Genomic DNA, 17,084 nt, shown 5'->3' on the forward strand with positions numbered 1-17,084 from the left:
GCGGAGCCCCCCAGGGCGGGGGTCCCCGGGCCAAGCCCCCAGCTCGGGAGTCCAGGGGCGAAGCCCCCAGCTCGGGAGTCCAGGGGCGAAGCCCCCAGCTCGGGAGTCCAGGGGCGAAGCCCGCAGGGCGGGGGCCCGGGGGCGAAGTCCTGGTTCGGGGGTCCGAGGGCGGAGCCCCTGGCTCGGGGCCCGGGGGCGGAGCCACTGGTTCGGGGAGGGGCGGGGTGAGGGAAGCCACGGGCTTACCTGTTGTACGCGGGCATCGGGCCCCGCAGCCTCGCGCCCACCTCGTCGCACGCCGCCACCACATCCTCCGGCAGTGGCCCCGCGGACGCCGCCGCCACGTTGGCGCGCAGGTGCTCCAGGCGGGAGCCGCCCAGGAGCAGGGCGTCGACCCCGTCGCGGCCCAGGAGCCAGCGCAGCGAGAGGTCCGTCAGGGGGATGGACGCCTCGTCCGCGATCCGGCCCAGGTCGCGGACCGCCTCGAAGAGGCGGGGGTCCCAGTAGCGCTGGCGGTACATCGCGGCGAGCTTGGAGTCGCCGAAGCGGCCGGACTCGGGGGTCTCCTCGAAGGCATGACGGCCCGTCAGCAAACCGCCGCCGAGCGGGTTGTAGACCATCGTGCGCAGGCCGCTGGTGGCCGCGTACTCCCGGTACTCCTCCTCCACGCGCCGGGCCAGCAGGTTGTACAGCTGCTGCGCCACCACCGGGCGCGGGGCGCCGACGCGGTCGGCGGTGTGGGTCAGTTCGGCGATCTGCCAGGCGGCGTAGTTGGAGACGCCGAGTGCGCGGATCTTGCCCTCGGCGACGAACTCGGCGACCGTGCTCAGCGTCTCCTCCAGCGGCGCCGCGCGGTCCGGCTGGTGGAGGTAGAAGAGGTCGACGTGGTCGGTGCCGAGGCGGCGGAGGCTGCCTTCGAGGGCCGCGCGCATGCCGCGCGCGGACAGCGGGGAGTGCTCACCGGCGTCGGCGTGCGGCATCCCGGCCTTGGTGGCGAGGACGATCCGGTCGCGGCGGCCGGGCAGCAGCTCGGCGAGGATGGTTTCGGTGACGCCCCCGGCGTACGCGTTGGCGGTGTCCACGCCCGTCACCCCGGCGTCGAGCGCGGCGTCCAGCATCGCCTCGGCGCCCGCCCGGTCCACCGTGTCGCCGAAGGTCATGGTGCCCAGCACCAGCCGGGACAGCGGCACCGGGGCACCGGGCACGCTCACTCCGCCGGGGGACGCCTGGGAGGTGGTGTGGGTCTGCGCGTGCGCGTTCACTGCGTTGCTCCTGAAGTTCGGTGATGGTCCTGGCCAGGACCACGGTCCTGACCATGGTCCTGGTCGGTCGCGATCGCGGACACGAGGGCGCGCGGTTTGCGTCCCCGCATCGTCGCCGGGTCGAGCGCCGCGCGCCGCAGCGCCCTGGTGTACGGCTGGGTGGGCGCGGCGAGCACCTCCGCGGTCGGGCCGGTTTCGACGATCCGCCCGCCGCGCATCACCACCACCTCGGAGCTGATCTCGCGGACCACGCCGAGGTTGTGGGAGATGACGATGTACGCGAGATTCTGTTCGGCCTGGAGTTCGCGCAGCAGCTGGAGCACCTGGGCCTGTACGGAGACGTCCAGCGCGGACGTGGCCTCGTCGCAGACCAGCAGCTCGGGCCCGCTGGCCAGGGCGCGGGCGATGCCGATCCGCTGGCGCTGGCCGCCGGAGAACTCGGCGGGGCGCCGCTGGAGGGCGCTGGTGGGCAGGCCCACCTGGTCGATCAGCTGGGCGGCCCGGCGGCCGCGCTCGGCGGCGGACCGCGTCCCGGCCAGCCGCAGCGGCTCGGCCACGATCTCCTCGGCGGTCAGATGCGGGTCCAGGGATCCGTACGGGTCCTGGAACACCATCTGCACCCGGCGCCGCAGCGGCCGCAGCCGCCGCTCGGGCAGGGACGCGATGTCGGCGCCGTCGAGCAAGATGCGCCCCTCGGTGGGGCGCAGCAGCCGGACGATGGCGCGGGCGATGGTGGACTTGCCGCAGCCGGACTCGCCGACGATGGCGAGCGCGCCGCCGGGCGCGACGGTGAAGCCGACGCCGTCGACCGCGCGGAACACGCCGCCCGGGACCGGGTATTCGACCACCAGGTCCTCGACGGCCAGCAGGGGTGTGGTCATCGCGAGGCCTCCTCGGGGGATGGGGCGGCGGGGGTTTCGTCCCAGGGTCCCAGCGTGGGGACGGCGGCGAGCAGATCGCGGGTGTACTCCTCGGCGGGGTGTTCCACGATCTGTTCGACGGGGCCGGATTCCACGAAGCGGCCGCCGCGCATGACATGGATGCGGTCGGAGACCAGCCGGGCCACCCCCAGATCGTGGGTGATCATGAGGATGCCGATGCCGGTGCGTTCCTGAAGCTCCATCAGGAGGTCGAGGACGCCCGCCTGGACGGTGACGTCGAGGGCGGAGGTCGGCTCGTCGGCGACCAGCAGCTCGGGTTCGGCGGCGAGCGCGATGGCGATGAGGACGCGCTGCAGCATGCCGCCGGAGAACTGGTGGGGGTAGGCGCCCCACCGGGTCTCGGGGCGGGGGATCCGTACCCGGCCGAGCAGGTCGATGCCCTGGGCGCGGGCGTCGGCGCGGGACAGCTCCGGGTGGCGGATGCGCAGCGCCTCGCCGAGCTGGCGGCCGATGGTGTGCACCGGGCTGAGCGCGGTCATCGGGTCCTGCGGGATGAGGGAGACGCCGCGGCCGCGGATCCGGCGGGCCGCGCGGGGGTCGGCGATGACGTCGACGCCCCGTACGCGGGCGGTGCCGGACAGCACGGCCAGCCCCTCGGGCAGCAGCCGCAGCAGGCCCATCGCGGTGGTGGACTTGCCGGAGCCGGACTCGCCGATGAGGGTCACGGTCTCGCCCTTGTCGAGGGTGAAGCCGACGCCGTCGACCGCGCGGACCACACCGCGCTCGGTGATCAGCTCGATCTGGAGGTCCTCGACCTCCAGCAGCGGGGCCTGCCGGTCACTCGTCGCGTCGCTCATCAGGAGCCCTCCGTCGTACGTCGCCGGGTACGGTCGCGCAGCCCGTCGCCCAGCAGGTTGACCCCGACCACCAGCAGCGCGATGACGAGACCGGGCAGGGTCACCAGCCACCAGGAGGTGGTGATGTAGTCCTGGCCGTCGGAGATGATGCGCCCCCAGGTGGCGAACGGCCGCTGGGGTCCGGCGCCGAGGTAGCTGAGCGCGCTCTCCAGCAGGACGGCCTGGGCGAGCAGCAGCAGGACGACCAGGGACGCCTGGCGGACGATGTTGGGGATGATGTGCCGGGCCAGGATGGCGATCTGGCGCAGCCCCAGCACCCGGGCGGCAGCCACGTACGGTTTCTCGCGCTCGACCAGCACCAGCGAGCGGGTCAGCCGCGCCACCTCGGGCCACTGGGCGATGGCGATGACGCAGGTGATGACGGTGACGGACGGGCCGAACAGGGCGACGACGAGCAGCAGCATCATCAGCAGCGGCAGCGACATCTGCGCCTCCAGCAGCCGGGAGACGATGGCGTCCACCCAGCGGCCGAAGTATCCGGCGGCGGCGCCCGCGACGATGCCGATGAGACCGGAGACGAGGACGGCGAGCACACCGATCGACAGGGACACCTGGCCGCCGTGCAGCACCCGGGAGAGCAGGTCGCGGCCGAGCTGGTCGGTGCCGAAGAGGTGGCCGTCGGTCAGCGGGGCCAGCCGTCGGCGGGCGAGGTCCTGGTCGTTCGCGCCGGGCAGCGGCAGCACCTGCGCGAGGGCGACGGGCACCACCACCAGCAGGGTGCACACCACGCCCGCCCACAGCTTGAGGCTCGCGCTGCGGCGGCGCCGGGTGGCGGCAGCGCGGGCCAGGTCGCGGGCGGTGACCCGGCTGGGTCGGGGCGCGGACGTGACCTGGGCGGTGGCCTGGGCGCGCGAGGGGGAACCGGCGGGGACCGGGGGTTCGAGGGCGCCTTTCATGGCTCAGGCCGCCTTTCCCAGGCGTACCCGCGGGTCGAGCAGCGGGTAGGCCAGGTCGATGAGGAGTTGGACGAGGACCGCCAGGGCGGCGGTGACCAGAACGGTCGCCTGGATCAGCGGGTAGTCGCGGGTCTCCAGAGCGCGGACGACCAGCGAGCCGACGCCGGGCCAGCCGAACACCACCTCGACCACCACCACACCGTTGAGCATCGCGGCGAACCGGGTGCCGAGCGCGGTGAGCACCGGGATGGCCGAGTTGCCCATGGCGTAACGCCAGGTGAGGGCGCGTTCGGAGACACCCCGGGAGCGGGCGGTGGTGACGTACGGCGAACTGAGGGCCGCGGCCATCTCGCGCCGTACCAGCCGGGAGATGAGTGCCATCTGCAGGGTCGCCACGGTGACGGTGGGCAGTATCAGGCCGCTCCAGGTGGTGAAGCCGGAGACGGGCAGCACCGGCATCAGCACGGCGAAGACGGTCAGCAGCATGACGCCGGTCCAGAAGTCCGGCATGGACTGTCCGGCGATGGTCAGCACATTGGCGCCGAGTTCGCGCTTGGTGTCGGCGCGGCGTGCCATCCACACCCCCAGCGGTACGGCTACCAGGGTGGTGAGCAGGATCGCGGAGAGGGCGAGGGTGATGGTGTACGGCACCCGGTCGAAGACCACCTCGAAGGCGGGGGCGTGGAAGGAGTAGCTGGTCCCGAGGTCGCCGGTGAACAGATCGCGCAGGAAGACGCCGTACTGGGTGAGCAGGCTCTGATCCAGCCCGAACTGTTCACGGATCCGGGCCAGGTCCGCGGTGCTGGGGTTCGGTCCGGCCAGGGCGGCGGCCGGGTCGCCGGGTGCCATGCGCACCAGGACGAAGACGGTGGAGAGGGTCAGGAAGATGGTCAGGACGCTCTGGCCAAGGCGGCGTATCAGATAGCGCGGCACGGCTCAGCCCTCCAGGCGCACGGCGGCGAGGTCGTAGGAGTTGAGCTGCAGGAGCCGTACGTCCCGGACCCGGGAGCGGCGGGCCAGCACCACGTCGGGGACGAAGGCCCACAGACAGGGGCGGGTGTTCCAGATGTCTTTCTGGACGGCGGCGAGCTTGGCGTTCCGGGTCTTCTCGTCGGTTTCGGCGGAGGCGTCGGCCAGCCGGGCGGCGATCTCCGGGAAGACGTAACCCTGGTAGGTGTCGCGGGTCTTCTCCTTCTCCTCGGTGCCGCCGTACATGCCCTGGAGGCTGGTGCTGGCGTGTCCGGTGGGGACGGAGAAGCCGTTGCCGAGGACGTCCCAGTCGCCTCGGCGGCCCTGCCGCCACTGCTGGATGTCGCCGCCGGGCTCGAACTGCTGGAGGGTCGGGCGGACTCCGGCGTCGCGCAGCATCTCCAGGACGGCTTCCATCACCGAGGTGTCGCCGGGGAACTCTCCGGACTCCCAGATGATCTTCACCTTGAGGTCGCGGTGGCCGAGCGCGGCGAGCTGCTTGCGCGCCTTGCCGGGGTCGTGGACGTAACCCCCGGTGCGTATCGCGCCCTTGAGGGCGAGCGGGACCACGCCCTCGGCCTGCTGGGCGGAGCCGGTGAGTACGTCGTCGACGAGGGACTTACCGTCGATGGCGTAGCTCAGCGCCTCGCGTACGCGCGGGTCGGCGAGCGGATGGCCGCGCGGTTTGCGGAAGTTGAAGAACAGCTGGTTGACGCGGGTGCCGGTGGTGCGGTCCAGGCGCACCCCGGGCAGCCCGCGCAGCTGCTCGGCCGAGTCGGGGGTGATGGTGTCGATGACGTCCAGTTCGCCGCTGCGGAGGGCGACCACCCGGCTGGACTCCTCGGGGACGAAGCGGACGCGGATCCCCGGGGTGGCGGGGCGCCGCCCCCAGTAGCGCCGGTTGGCGGCGAGCGCGTACTCACCGGTGCCGGAGTTGGCCGAGGTGACCACGTACGGTCCGGAGCCGACGCCGCCGCCCAGCTCCTCGGGCCGGTTCTTGACGGCCGGGCTGATGAGGATGTTGGCCATCAGCTGGTCGAGGATGGGCACCGGTCGCTTGGTGTGCAGGTAGAACGTCCGCTCGTCCACCGGCTCCAGCGCGGGCCGCTCGGGGAAGAGGCCCACGATGAACGAGCCGTTGACGCCCCAGTACATCTTCAGCGCGGTCGCCACGTCCTTGACGGTGACCGGGCTGCCGTCGGAGTAGCGCACCCCGGTCCGCAGCCGCACCGTCCAGCGGGTGGGCTCGGTCATCTCGAACCGGTCGGCGAGCACCAGCTCCGGCAGCAGCCCCTTGCCCATCCGGGTCAGGCCCTGGCGGACCGCGCGCTGCACCGTGACGGCCGCGTCGAACTGGTTGAGCTTGTTGTCGAGGCTGACCAGGGAACGGTTCAGCCCCAGGCTGATGGCGCCGGGGCCGGGGCCGCCGGTGGGGCCCGCGCACCCGGTGAGCGGGGCGAGGGCGAGACCTGCGGAGGCGCCCGCTCCGAGGCGGAGCATGGCCCGGCGGCTGAGGTCCGGGGCTTGGAGGATTCGGGTCATCGTCGACCTCTCGGCAGTACTAGGTGTCGCGGCGGTCACCGTGACATGGCTGCGCGCTTTACGCAATACCTCTCGCGCGGTTCGCGCAACGTGTGTCATCATCGAGACTGCGGCGACAGCGTGTCCGCTGCCTGACCACGTCTGATCACTCCCCCTGTCATGGCCATTCAAGGAGGTACCGGTGGAGATGCCGCCCTTCCGGAGGCTGCTGGCCATCGCGGACGACCTGTCCGGCGCCGCCGAGACAGCCGCCGGACTGAGTTCGCGCACAACGCGCAGTCAGGTCCACCTTCTTGGGCCCTCCGGGACACCTCCCGAGGAGCGGGCCTGCGCGGAGGTGACCGTGCTGGACCTGGATTCGCGCCACCTCCCGGCCGAGGGCGCGGCCGACGCGGTCCGCGCCGCGCTGAAGTCCGCGCCGGGCGCGCTGGTCCTGAAGAAGATCGACTCGCTGCTGCGGGGCAATGTCGCCGCCGAGGTCGCCGCGCTGGCCGCGGACGGCGCGGGCGTGGTCGTCGCCCCCGCCCTGCCGGTCGCGGGGCGCGTGGTGCGCACGGGTGTGGTGCACGTCGGCGGGGTTCCGCTGCACGAGACCGACGCCTGGCGCGCCGAGGCCACGCCCCCGCCGTCCTCACTGACCGAAGCGCTGGGCGGCCTGCCCACCACCCTGATCCCCCTCGCGACCGTCCGCGCCCCACGGCCCACCCTGCGCTCCGCCCTGCGCGCGGCGGTCGCGGCGGGCCGGGTGGCGGTCTGCGACGCGGAGACGGACACCGACCTGGACGCGATCGTCGAAGCCTCGCTGTCCGCCACCCCGCCCCCGCACCTGGTGGGCACCGGCGGCCTGGCGACGGCCCTGGGCCGCCACCGGACGGCACCCGATGGCGATCGGGCCGACGCGTCAGCGCGGGCAGAAGCTGCCACCGACCGGCCCCTGCTGGTCGTCGTCGGTACCGCCGAGCCGGGCGCCGTCGAGCAGGTGCGCCGACTGGTCGCCGATGGCGCCGTACACGTCCCGCTCGACCTGGCCGGTCTGCTGGCCGAGCCGCCCGAGGCCGCCCTGCCCCCGCTGACGGCCCCCGTCACGGTCGTCACCATCGCCCCGGCCGAGGCCCCAGGACCGCCCCGGCGGCTGGTGCACGGGTTGGCCCGGACCGTCGGCGCCGCGCTCGCGGAGCACGCGGGCGGCGTCGACCTCGTCCTGACCGGCGGGGAGACGGCGCGGCGGGTGCTGGACGCGCTCGCCGTCGACCGGCTCGACCCCGTCGGGCAGGTGCACCACGGCGCCGTACACCTCCGCACTCCCGACGGGCGGTCCGTCGTGACCCGCCCGGGCAGCTTCGGCGATCCCGACTCGCTGCGTCACATCGTCCGGGCGCTGCGCCCCCACACCCGAACGGAAGGTCCGTCCATGCCGTCCACGCCCTCCACGAATCCCTCCACCAGCCCGCTTCCGCTCATCGCGGTCACCATGGGCGACGGCGCGGGCATCGGCCCCGAGGTGATCGTCCCCGCCCTGCTCGCCCCGGAGACGCTGCGGCGCTGCCGTCCGGTGGTCATCGGGGACGCGGAGCGGCTGCGGCAGGCGGCCCGGCTGCGCGACATCGCGTGCGACATCGTCACGGTCGGGGCGCCCGCCGAGGCCGAGTTCACGCCGGGCCGGATCAACGTCATCGACCTCGGGCTGCTCCCCGCCGACCTGCCCTGGGGCGAGCTGTCGGCGGTCGCCGGGGACGCCGCGTACCAGTACGTACGGACGGCCGCCCGGCTCGCCATGGACGGTGAGGTGCAGGGCATCTGCACCGCGCCGCTCAACAAGGGAGCCCTGCACGCGGGCGGGCACTTCTTCCCCGGCCACACCGAGCTGCTGGCCCATCTGACCGGTGTCGAGGAGGTGTCGATGATGCTGGCCACCCCCACGGTGAAGGTCATCCACGTCACCACCCACATAGGGCTCATCGACGCCGTCAACAAGATCGAGCCGGGTCTTGTCGAGCGCACCGTGCGCCGCGGCCACGACGCGATGGTCCGGGCCGGGACCCCGGAGCCGGTGATCGGAGTGTGCGGGATCAACCCGCACGCCGGGGAGAACGGGCTGTTCGGCTACGGCGAGGAAGAGGAGAAGATCGTGCCCGCGCTGGAGGTGCTGCGCGGGGACGGCATCGACGCCCGCGGACCGCTTCCCGCCGACACCGCCTTCTTCCTGGCCGGGCGCGGCGACTACGACCTGATCGTGGCCATGTACCACGACCAGGGGCACGGCCCGGTCAAGGTGCTGGGCCTGGAGGCCGGGGTCAACCTCACCGTCGGCCTCCCCGTCATCCGCACCTCCGTCGACCACGGCACCGCTTTCGACATCGCCGGTACCGGCAAGGCCGACGCCGGTAGCATGATCGAGGCGCTGCGGCAGGCCGCCGACATGTCGCCCTCGCCCGCCAGCTGAAGCCCTGAAGCCACATGATCGAGAAGATCGAGAAGGACGAGTGACATTGCCGGTACAGGGAGCGCGGGCCCGGCGCGACCAGATCGTCCACCTCGCGACGACCACGGGCCTCGCCAGTGTGGAGGAGCTGTCCCGCACCTTCGGGGTCACCGCCTCCACCATCCGCCGCGACCTCGCGCAGCTGACCGCCGACGGACGGCTGGCGCGGACGTACGGCGGGGCGATGGCCCTGGTCGCCCACCCCGAGGCGTCGCTGCGGCAGCGCACCGGCGAGGCGTTCGAGGCGAAGCGGGCCATCGCCCGCTGGGCGGCATCGGCCATCCGTACCGGCGAGACCGTGCTGCTGGACGCGGGCTCGACCGTCGGCGCCCTCGCCCATGAGCTGCGCACGGCCGAGGAGCTGACGGTGGCCACGACCGGGCTCACCGCGCTCCAGGAGCTGGCCGACGTGGAGTCCGTACGGGTCGAGTGCCTGGGCGGTACGCTCCGCCCGCTGAGCCAGAGCTTCCTGGGCCCGCTCGCCGAGGCGGCGTTGGAGCGCATGACGTTCGACCGGGTCTTCCTGGGCGCGGACGGGGTGACGGCCGAACACGGCATCTGCGAGGCGGATCTGCGCCAGACCCGGCTGAAGGAGCTGATGGCCCGGCGCGCCGAGCGGGTGTACGTGCTGGCGCACGCGGCCAAGGTCGGCCGGCGCCCGTTCCACACCTGGATACGGCTGCCACCCGGCTGGACCCTGGTGACCGACAGCGGCTCCGACGAGGCGGAGATCCGGGCGCTGCGCGCCGGGGGCGTCGAGGTCGAGATCGTGGACGCCGCGACTTCACGGCGAACCGCCGAGGAATAGTGTGGACAGGGGGCGATCGGGCACCCGCCCCGAAGATGACGTGACCACCGTCTCACGAGCTTTTGGAGGACACCGTGGCACGGCAGACCGACCCGACTTCCACCGCCGCCGACCCGACGCGGCCCGACCCGGTGCCGCCGAACCCGACTCCGTCGCCCGGGCCGGGCGGACCCGAGCCGGGGCCTCGGCCTGGGCCCGTGCCCGGACCGCCGCCGGGGCCACCGCCGGATCCGGTGCCGTCCCCTCCGCCGGAGCCGCCGAGCCCCACGCCGGGGCCGCCGCCGGGCCCGTCCCCGGATCCCGTACCGCAGCCGCCGGGCCCCGATCCGGTCCCCGACCCGTCCCCGGCGCCGGGCCCGCTGACCTGACCCGGAACCCGGATTCGTCACCCAGATCCAAAACCCACCCCTCCCCCCGCTGGCGTAAGCGGAAGGGTGCGGGCGCGGCGGCGGTGAGATGGTCGGAATCCCGGACCCGTCGAGGAGCCGAGATGCCGCGCACCACACCGCCCCGCCCCGTTCTGGAGCCCGCAGCCACCGCGCTCGCCGAGGCCACCGCGAAGCCGCCGTACCTGTACCAGATGTCGCCCGCGGAGGGCCGCAGGACGGTCGACGAGCTGCAGTCCGGTGAGGTGCCCAAGCCCGAGGTGGACGAGGAGTGGATCAGCGTCACCGGGATTCCGGCCGGGAGCGTGAAGGCGCGGATCATCCGTCCGCCGAATGTCTCCGGGACCCTTCCGGTGATTCTCTACGTCCACGGCGCGGGCTGGGTGTTCGGCGACGCGCGCACCCATGACCGGCTCGTCCGGGAGCTGGCGGTCGGCGTCGGCGCGGCCGTGGTGTTCCCCGAGTACGACCTCTCCCCCGAGGCCCGCTACCCGGTGGCCCTGGAGCAGTGTTACGCGGTCGGGCAGTGGATCGTGGCGCACGGCGAGGGCGCCGGGCTCGACCCGGACCGGCTCGCGGTGGCCGGGGACTCGGTGGGCGGCAACATGACCGCCGCGCTGACGCTGCTGGCCAAGGAGCGCGGCGACGTCTCCCCCGTCCAGCAGGTGCTGTTCTACCCGGTGACCGACGCGAACTTCGACACCGGCTCGTACGAGCAGTTCGCCGACGGCTACTACCTGACCCGCGAGGCCATGAAGTGGTTCTGGGACCAGTACACCACCGACCCCGCGCAGCGCGCCGAGATCACCGCCTCCCCGCTGCGCGCGGACGCCGACCGGCTCAAGGGGCTGCCGCCCGCGCTGGTCATCACCGGTGAGGCCGATGTGCTGCGGGACGAGGGCGAGGCGTACGCGAACAAGCTCCGGGACGCCGGTGTGCCGGTGACCGCGCTGCGGATGCAGGGCATCATCCATGACTTCCTGATGCTCGACGCGCTGCGCGACACCCATGCGGCACGGGCCGCGCTCACCCTGGCCGTGGACACCCTGCGCGACGCGCTCGGCACCGCCTGAGCCCGCCGCCGCTTCAGCCCGCGCCGCCCGCCTTGGCCTGCTTCTTCATCTGCTGCTTGTACGAGCGCACCTTGTCCAGCGACTCCGGCCCGGTGATGTCGGCCACCGAACGGTACGAGGCCTCCTCGCCGTACGCCCCCGCCGCCTCGCGCCAGCCCTCGGGCCGCACGTCGAAGCGCTTGCCGAGCAGCGCCAGGAAGATCTGGGACTTCTGCTTGCCGTAGCCGGGCAGGGCGTTGAGCCGCTTGAGGAGTTCGGCGCCGGTGGCGGCGTCGCGCCACAGCGCGGCCGCGTCACCGTCGTAGTGCGCGACCAGGTACTGGCACAGCTGCTGGATCCGCTTGGCCATCGATCCGGGGTAGCGGTGCACGGCCGGTTTCTCCGACAGCAGCGCCGAGAACCGCTCGGGGTCGTACGCGGCGATCTCATGGGCGTCCAGATCGTCGGCGCCCAGCCGTCGCGCGATCGTGTACGGGCCGGTGAACGCCCATTCCATGGGCACCTGCTGATCGAGCAGCATGCCGGTCAGAAGGGCGAGGGGGCTGCGGGCGAGGAGGGCGTCGGCCTCGGGCTGCTGGGCGAGGCGAAGGGTGGCGTCCATCCCCGGCGGATACCCAGCGCTCCGGTACCGAATCCCCCGGTGTCATAATTCCCCCCAAAGATGCAGAAATGGATGGGCGATTTAGCCGAATTGCACGACCTTGGGGGGCATGCGAGCCTGGTTGCGACCGCAGAACCGACCGTGAAACCGATCGCCCCCAGAGAGCGGGACCCACCGCATCACCGCTGTGCCTCGGGCAGGCCGTGACATCGGACCACGGAGGCGAGTGACCATGCCAGCAACCGTGACTCGCTGCCGACGCCACGACGACACCCCCGACACCGGCGGCGCCTTTCTGCGCATGTCCCGGCTGCCGTCGGGGCCCGAGCGCGACGCGCTGCGCGAGGCGATCATCTGCGCGTGGCTGCCGGTCGCCAAACGGCTGGCGCTGCGCTTCCGCAACAAGGGCGAGAACATGGAAGACCTCACCCAGGTCGCCTCGCTGGCCCTGGTGAAGGCCGTCGACCGCTACAACCCGGACCTCGGCCACGCCTTCCCCTCGTACGCCATCCCCGTCATCACCGGCGAGCTGAAGCGGCACTTCCGCGACTATCTGTGGACGCTGCACATCCCGCGCAACATCCAGGAGGTCCGCTCCCGCACCCGCTCCGCGCGCGACGCGCTGGAACAGGAGCTGGGCGGCCGTACCCCGACCGTCGGGGAGATCAGCGTCCGCACCGGCATGCCGCAGGAGGACGTACGCGCCGGTCTGGAGGCCAGCGCCTCCTGCACTCCGCTGTCCCTCAACGCCGCGGTGCAGGGCGCCGAGGAGCGGCTGCTCGCCGAGACGGTCGGCGCGGACGACGCCGCGATCGAACGGGTCGTCAACCGGGAATCGCTGCGGGTGCTCATCGCGAACCTCTCCGAACAGGACCGCTACGTGCTCTACCTGCGGTTCTTCGCCGGGCTCTCGCAGAGCCAGATCGGCGAGATCCTCGGCTTCTCGCAGATGCACATATCCCGTCGGCTGTCCCGGCTCTACAGCGAGCTGCGCCAGGGGCTGCTGGCCCACGCGTAGCGCTCCTGGGAGGAAGTGGCCACGATGCGCTCCGAGACCGCACGTATCGCCGCGGACGACGCCCTGCTCGTGGGCGATCTGGCCCTTCCCGAACCGCCCGGACAGCCCATCGGGGTAGTGGCCTTCGCCCACGGCAGCGGCAGCTCCCGGCACAGCCCGCGCAACCGGGCGGTGGCCGGGGTGCTCCAGTCGGCGGGGCTCGCGACGCTGCTGTTCGACCTGCTCACGGACGCCGAGGAGCGGGTGGACGCGATCACCGCGGAGCACCGCTTCGACATCCCGCTGCTGGGACGGCGGCTGGTGGCGGCGGTCGACTGGCTCGCCGGGCACCCCGCCACCGGCGGACTGCCGGTGGGCCTGTTCGGCGCCAGTACGGGCGCGGCGGCCGCCCTGACCGCCGCCGCGGAGCGGCCGCAGCGGGTACGGGCCGTGGTGTCGCGCGGCGGCCGCCCCGACCTGGCGGGCGGGGTCCTGAACCGGGTGGGCGCGCCCGTCCTGCTGGTGGTGGGCGGGGACGACCATGAGGTGCTGCGGCTGAACGAGCAGGCCGCCGCGATGCTGGCCGCGCCGCACGAGCTGCGTGTGGTGCCCGGGGCGACCCATCTCTTCGAGGAGCCCGGGGCGCTGGAGCAGGCCGCGGAGGCGGCGCGGGACTGGTTCGCGCGCATGGCCGAGCAGCGCGGCGCCCAGCGCTGAGAGGGCCCCGGACCCCAGCGCCTCCGGGCGCCCCCGTCCGCTGCGGCATCCCGGAGCACAGCCGTGTGCCCAAGTACTACGCGCTCGGTTGGCGCGACCTGGTGGCGGTCGCCCTGTGCCCCGCCGACGCGGGCGGCCGGGGACGGCCGTACCCGGACATGGTGCTGGTGGCGTTCCGCGCGGCCGGGGCGACCCATGTGCTGGACTCGGTCGCCGACCGGCCCGCCCTGCTGCGGGGAGTCGGCTGAGGAGACATCGGGATGGTCGTCCAGAGGCCACCGGCTGCTGAGGCTTCTTGGGCCTCAGCCGCCCAGTACCTCGCTCAGGTCGTACGAAACGGGCTCCTCCAGCTGCGCGTACGTGCACTCCCCCGGCTCGCGGTCGGGCCGCCAGCGGCGGAACCGGGCGGTGTGCCGGAAGCGGTCGCCCTGCATGTGGTCGTACGCCACCTCGCACACCCGCTCCGGGCGCAGCGGCAGCCAGGACAGGTCCTTGACGCCGGTCCAGCGGCTGGGCGCGCCCGGCATCCGGCTCCGCTCGTGCGCCTCCTCCCGTGCCCAGTCCGCCCACGGGTGGCCCTCGACCGACTCCATGCGCAGCGGCTCCAGTTCGGTCATCAGCTCCTGGCGGCGGCGCATCGGGAAGGCGGCGCAGACGCCGACGTGCTGGAGGCGGCCGCTCGCGTCGTGCAGACCGAGCAGCAGGGAGCCGACGACCGGCCCCGACTTGTGCAGCCGGAGCCCGGCCAGCACGCAGTCGGCGGTGCGCTCGTGCTTGACCTTGACCATGACGCGTTCGCCGGGCCGGTAGCCGAGGTCGGGGCGCTTGGCGACGATGCCGTCGAGCCCGGCACCCTCGTAGTGGTCGAACCACCGCCGGGCCACGTCGAGGTCGTCGGTCCAGGGGGCGGTGAACACGGGGTCGGCGGCCTCGCGCAGCGCCTCGGTCAGGGCGTCGCGGCGCGCGGTGAGGGGTGCGTCCAGGTACGAGGTGTCGCCGAGGGCGAGGAGGTCGAAGGCGACGAAGCCCGCCGGGGTGGTCCGGGCCAGCATCCGCACCCGGGAGTCGGCGGGGTGGATGCGCTCCAGCAGGGCGTCGAAGTCCAGGCGGCCCTCGCGGGCGATGACGATCTCGCCGTCCAGGACGCAGCGCGGCGGCAGGTGGGTGCGGAAGGCGTCGACGAGTTCGGGGAAGTAGCGGGTGAGCGGCTTGCCGGTGCGGCTGCCGACCTCGATCTCGTCCCCGTCGCGGAACACGATGGCCCGGAAGCCGTCCCACTTCGCCTCGTACCGCATCCCGGGCGGGATCGTGGCCACCGACTTGGCCAGCATCGGTGCCACCGGGGGCATCACCGGAAGGTCCATGATGTCTTCGATTGTGCGGCCGCCGGGCCCCGCGCGCCCGCCGGGAGACGGTTTCCGGGAGGTGGAGCGGGCGGAGTGGCCCTAGCGTTGGTGTATGGCAGAGACGGTGGAGCTTGACGTCGGTGGGCGCGCGGTGCGGCTGTCCAACCCCGGGAAGGTGTACTTCCCGGAGCGCGGATTCACCAAGCTCGACCTCGCCCGCTACTACCTCGCCGTCGGCGACGGTGTGCTGCGGGCGCTGCGGGACCGGCCGACGACGCTGGAGCGCTACCCGGACGGGGTGGAGGGGGAATCGTTCTTCCAGAAGCGCGCGCCGAAGAACCTGCCCGACTGGATCCCGACCGGCCGCATCTCCTTCCCCAGCGGGCGGTACGCGGACGAGCTGTGCCCCACCGAGGCGGCGGCCGTGGTGTGGGCCGCCAACCTGGGCTGTCTGACCTTCCACCCGTGGCCGGTGCGGCGCGGCGACACCGAGCACCCCGATGAGCTGCGCATCGACCTCGACCCGCAGCCGGGCACGGACTACGCGGACGCGGTGCGGGCGGCGGGCGAGCTGCGCCAGGTCCTGGACGAGCTGGGGCTGCGGGGCTGGCCCAAGACCTCGGGCGGGCGCGGGCTGCACGTCTTCGTACCCATCGCGCCGGAGTGGACCTTCACCCAGGTGCGGCGCTCGGCGATCGCGGTCGCGCGGGAGCTGGAGCGGCGGGCGCCGGAGCGGATCACCACGGCGTGGTGGAAGGAGGAACGCGGCCAGAAGATCTTCGTGGACTACAACCAGACCGCGCGGGACCGCACCATCGCCAGCGCCTATTCCGTACGCCCCCGGCCGCACGCCCCGGTCTCCGCGCCGCTGCGCTGGGACGAGGTGCCGGACGCCCGGCCGCGCGACTTCGACCTGGCCACCATGCCGGTGCGCTACCGCGAGGTGGGCGACGTACACGCGGACATGGAGGAGCACACGTACCGCCTGGACGGCGCGCTGGAACTGGCCGACCGGGACGAGCGGGATCACGGTCTCGGCGACCTTCCGTATCCGCCGGAGCACCCCAAGATGAAGGGCGAGCCGAAGCGGGTCCAGCCGAGCCGCGCCAAGCACTGACTTTGTTGTGCGCCCGAGGTGCGAGAATCGGGCCATGGCCGCTGTCTTCACCCACCCGGACCGCCACCGGGTGGCCGTGCTCGTGCGGCACGGGCTGCTGCCGTTCGAGCTGGGCATGGCGCACCGGCTGTTCGGCCGGGCCGTCTCGGCGTCCGGCGAGCCGCTGTACGAGGTGGTGACGTGTGCGCTGGTGCCCGGTGAGGTACGTACGGACTCCGACGTCAGCGTGAACGTCGCCCACGGGCCGGAAGCGCTGGCCGAGGCCGACACGGTGATCGTCCCGGCCGCCAACGAGAAGGACGAACCTCAGACCGAGGGCCGCCTCGGCCCCGCCCTGGCCGACGCCTTCGCCCGCATCCGGCGCCCCGGCACCCGCATCGCCTCCATCTGCACCGGCGCCTTCGTCCTGGCCGCCGCCGGTCTGCTGGACGGCCGCCGCGCGACGACGCACTGGCAGGCCGCCGACCAGTTCCGGGCGCTGTACCCGTCGGTCGAGCTGGACCCCGACGTCCTGTACGCGGACGAGGGCGACGTCCTCACCTCCGCCGGGGACGCCTCCGGCATCGACCTGCTGCTGCACCTGATCCGGCTCGACCACGGTTCCGCGGTGGCCGGTGAGGTCGCGCGCGGCGCCGTGGTGGCCCCGCACCGCGACGGCGGCCAGGCCCAGTTCATCCGCCGCCCCGTCCCGGCCCCGCACGGCACCTCCACGAGCGAGGCCCGCGCCTGGGCCCTGACCCGCCTCGACCGCCCCCTGACCCTCGCGGAACTGGCCGCGCACGAGTCGATGAGCGTACGGACGTTCTCCCGCCGCTTCCGGGAGGAGGTCGGCATGACCCCGGTCCGGTGGCTGACCCAGCGCCGTGTGGAACGGGCGTGCCAGCTCCTGGAGGAGACGGACCTGCCGGTGGACCAGGTAGCGGCGGAAGCGGGCTTCGGCACGGCGGCGTCCCTGCGGATGCACCTGCGCGAGGCCCTGGGCCTCTCCCCCACGACGTACCGCGCCACGTTCCGCGGCGTGGAGTAGCGGGCCGCGGGAGCGGGCCAGTCCACCTTGTCGTCACTGGCTATGTCCCAACCGACCGGCGCC

General features: G+C 73.2%; 15 protein-coding genes and 1 pseudogene. 8 read left to right on the forward strand and 8 right to left on the reverse strand.

Annotated features, from left to right (window positions below; genetic code table 11):
* Window positions 1–242: 242 nt before the first annotated feature.
* The 6 genes from ACFV9T_RS25225 to ACFV9T_RS25250 are packed head-to-tail and all read right to left on the reverse strand — an operon-like array spanning window position 243 to window position 6,467.
* A complete protein-coding gene (locus tag ACFV9T_RS25225) occupies window positions 243–1,262 on the reverse strand; it encodes an aldo/keto reductase (RefSeq protein ID WP_385444128.1) in 1,020 nt (339 codons plus the stop codon).
* Complete coding sequence (locus ACFV9T_RS25230; protein WP_385444130.1) at window positions 1,259–2,143, reverse strand: ATP-binding cassette domain-containing protein; 885 nt, start codon at window positions 2,141–2,143, stop codon at window positions 1,259–1,261. Before ACFV9T_RS25230 ends, ACFV9T_RS25225 begins: the two co-directional genes overlap by 4 nt.
* The gene (locus ACFV9T_RS25235; protein ID WP_385444132.1) at window positions 2,140–3,000 is read right to left on the reverse strand and encodes an ABC transporter ATP-binding protein; all 861 of its coding nucleotides are present in this window, start codon (window positions 2,998–3,000) and stop codon (window positions 2,140–2,142) included. Before ACFV9T_RS25235 ends, ACFV9T_RS25230 begins: the two co-directional genes overlap by 4 nt.
* Window positions 3,000–3,956 (reverse strand): ABC transporter permease, encoded by a 957-nt coding sequence (locus tag ACFV9T_RS25240; RefSeq protein WP_385444133.1) that lies wholly within the window; start codon window positions 3,954–3,956, stop codon window positions 3,000–3,002. The genes ACFV9T_RS25235 and ACFV9T_RS25240 overlap by 1 nt, the downstream gene beginning before the upstream one ends.
* Window positions 3,957–3,959: 3 nt before the next feature.
* The gene (locus tag ACFV9T_RS25245) at window positions 3,960–4,889 is read right to left on the reverse strand and encodes an ABC transporter permease (RefSeq protein WP_385444135.1); all 930 of its coding nucleotides are present in this window, start codon (window positions 4,887–4,889) and stop codon (window positions 3,960–3,962) included.
* A 3-nt stretch (window positions 4,890–4,892) separates the two neighbouring features.
* Window positions 4,893–6,467: an ABC transporter substrate-binding protein gene (locus ACFV9T_RS25250; protein ID WP_385444136.1), complete on the reverse strand. Its 1,575-nt coding sequence runs from the start codon at window positions 6,465–6,467 to the stop codon at window positions 4,893–4,895.
* Window positions 6,468–6,654: 187 nt separating this feature from the next.
* Here ACFV9T_RS25250 and pdxA point away from each other — a divergent pair, with 187 nt between their 5' ends.
* The 3 genes from pdxA (at window position 6,655) to ACFV9T_RS25265 (ending at window position 11,216) form a co-directional block, all read left to right on the forward strand.
* Window positions 6,655–8,910: a 4-hydroxythreonine-4-phosphate dehydrogenase PdxA gene (gene pdxA / locus ACFV9T_RS25255; protein WP_385444309.1), complete on the forward strand. Its 2,256-nt coding sequence runs from the start codon at window positions 6,655–6,657 to the stop codon at window positions 8,908–8,910.
* 46 nt (window positions 8,911–8,956) lie between these two features.
* Window positions 8,957–9,757: a DeoR/GlpR family DNA-binding transcription regulator gene (locus tag ACFV9T_RS25260; RefSeq protein ID WP_385444310.1), complete on the forward strand. Its 801-nt coding sequence runs from the start codon at window positions 8,957–8,959 to the stop codon at window positions 9,755–9,757.
* A 490-nt stretch (window positions 9,758–10,247) separates the two neighbouring features.
* The gene (locus ACFV9T_RS25265) at window positions 10,248–11,216 is read left to right on the forward strand and encodes an alpha/beta hydrolase (RefSeq protein WP_385444138.1); all 969 of its coding nucleotides are present in this window, start codon (window positions 10,248–10,250) and stop codon (window positions 11,214–11,216) included.
* A gap of 13 nt (window positions 11,217–11,229) precedes the next feature.
* On the opposite strand, the gene ACFV9T_RS25270 is transcribed toward ACFV9T_RS25265, so the two are convergent.
* Window positions 11,230–11,817, reverse strand: coding sequence for an HhH-GPD-type base excision DNA repair protein (locus ACFV9T_RS25270; protein ID WP_385444139.1), 588 nt, complete (start codon window positions 11,815–11,817; stop codon window positions 11,230–11,232).
* Window positions 11,818–12,049: 232 nt separating this feature from the next.
* Between ACFV9T_RS25270 and ACFV9T_RS25275 the strand changes: the two genes are divergently transcribed.
* From ACFV9T_RS25275 to ACFV9T_RS25285, 3 genes and pseudogenes are all read left to right on the forward strand, one after another.
* Window positions 12,050–12,835 (forward strand): sigma-70 family RNA polymerase sigma factor, encoded by a 786-nt coding sequence (locus tag ACFV9T_RS25275; RefSeq protein ID WP_385444141.1) that lies wholly within the window; start codon window positions 12,050–12,052, stop codon window positions 12,833–12,835.
* Between the two features lie 24 nt (window positions 12,836–12,859).
* Entirely contained in the window at window positions 12,860–13,531 is a 672-nt protein-coding gene (locus ACFV9T_RS25280; protein ID WP_385444143.1) for a dienelactone hydrolase family protein, read from the forward strand.
* Window positions 13,532–13,611: 80 nt separating this feature from the next.
* Window positions 13,612–13,779: pseudogene (locus ACFV9T_RS25285) on the forward strand (haloacid dehalogenase); the annotation flags it as partial.
* Window positions 13,780–13,833: 54 nt separating this feature from the next.
* Here the strand turns inward: ACFV9T_RS25285 and ACFV9T_RS25290 are convergent.
* Window positions 13,834–14,895: an ATP-dependent DNA ligase gene (locus ACFV9T_RS25290; RefSeq protein ID WP_385444145.1), complete on the reverse strand. Its 1,062-nt coding sequence runs from the start codon at window positions 14,893–14,895 to the stop codon at window positions 13,834–13,836.
* A gap of 94 nt (window positions 14,896–14,989) precedes the next feature.
* On the opposite strand from ACFV9T_RS25290, the gene ligD reads away from it, so the two are divergent.
* Together ligD and ACFV9T_RS25300 are read left to right on the forward strand one after the other, a co-directional pair.
* Window positions 14,990–15,994 (forward strand): non-homologous end-joining DNA ligase, encoded by a 1,005-nt coding sequence (gene ligD, locus ACFV9T_RS25295; protein ID WP_385444146.1) that lies wholly within the window; start codon window positions 14,990–14,992, stop codon window positions 15,992–15,994.
* A 34-nt stretch (window positions 15,995–16,028) separates the two neighbouring features.
* Window positions 16,029–17,021: a GlxA family transcriptional regulator gene (locus ACFV9T_RS25300; protein ID WP_385444148.1), complete on the forward strand. Its 993-nt coding sequence runs from the start codon at window positions 16,029–16,031 to the stop codon at window positions 17,019–17,021.
* Window positions 17,022–17,084 lie beyond the last annotated feature (63 nt).

The sequence above is a fragment of the Streptomyces sp. NPDC059850 genome (assembly GCF_042731515.1).
Classification (GTDB): Bacteria; Actinomycetota; Actinomycetes; order Streptomycetales; family Streptomycetaceae; genus Streptomyces.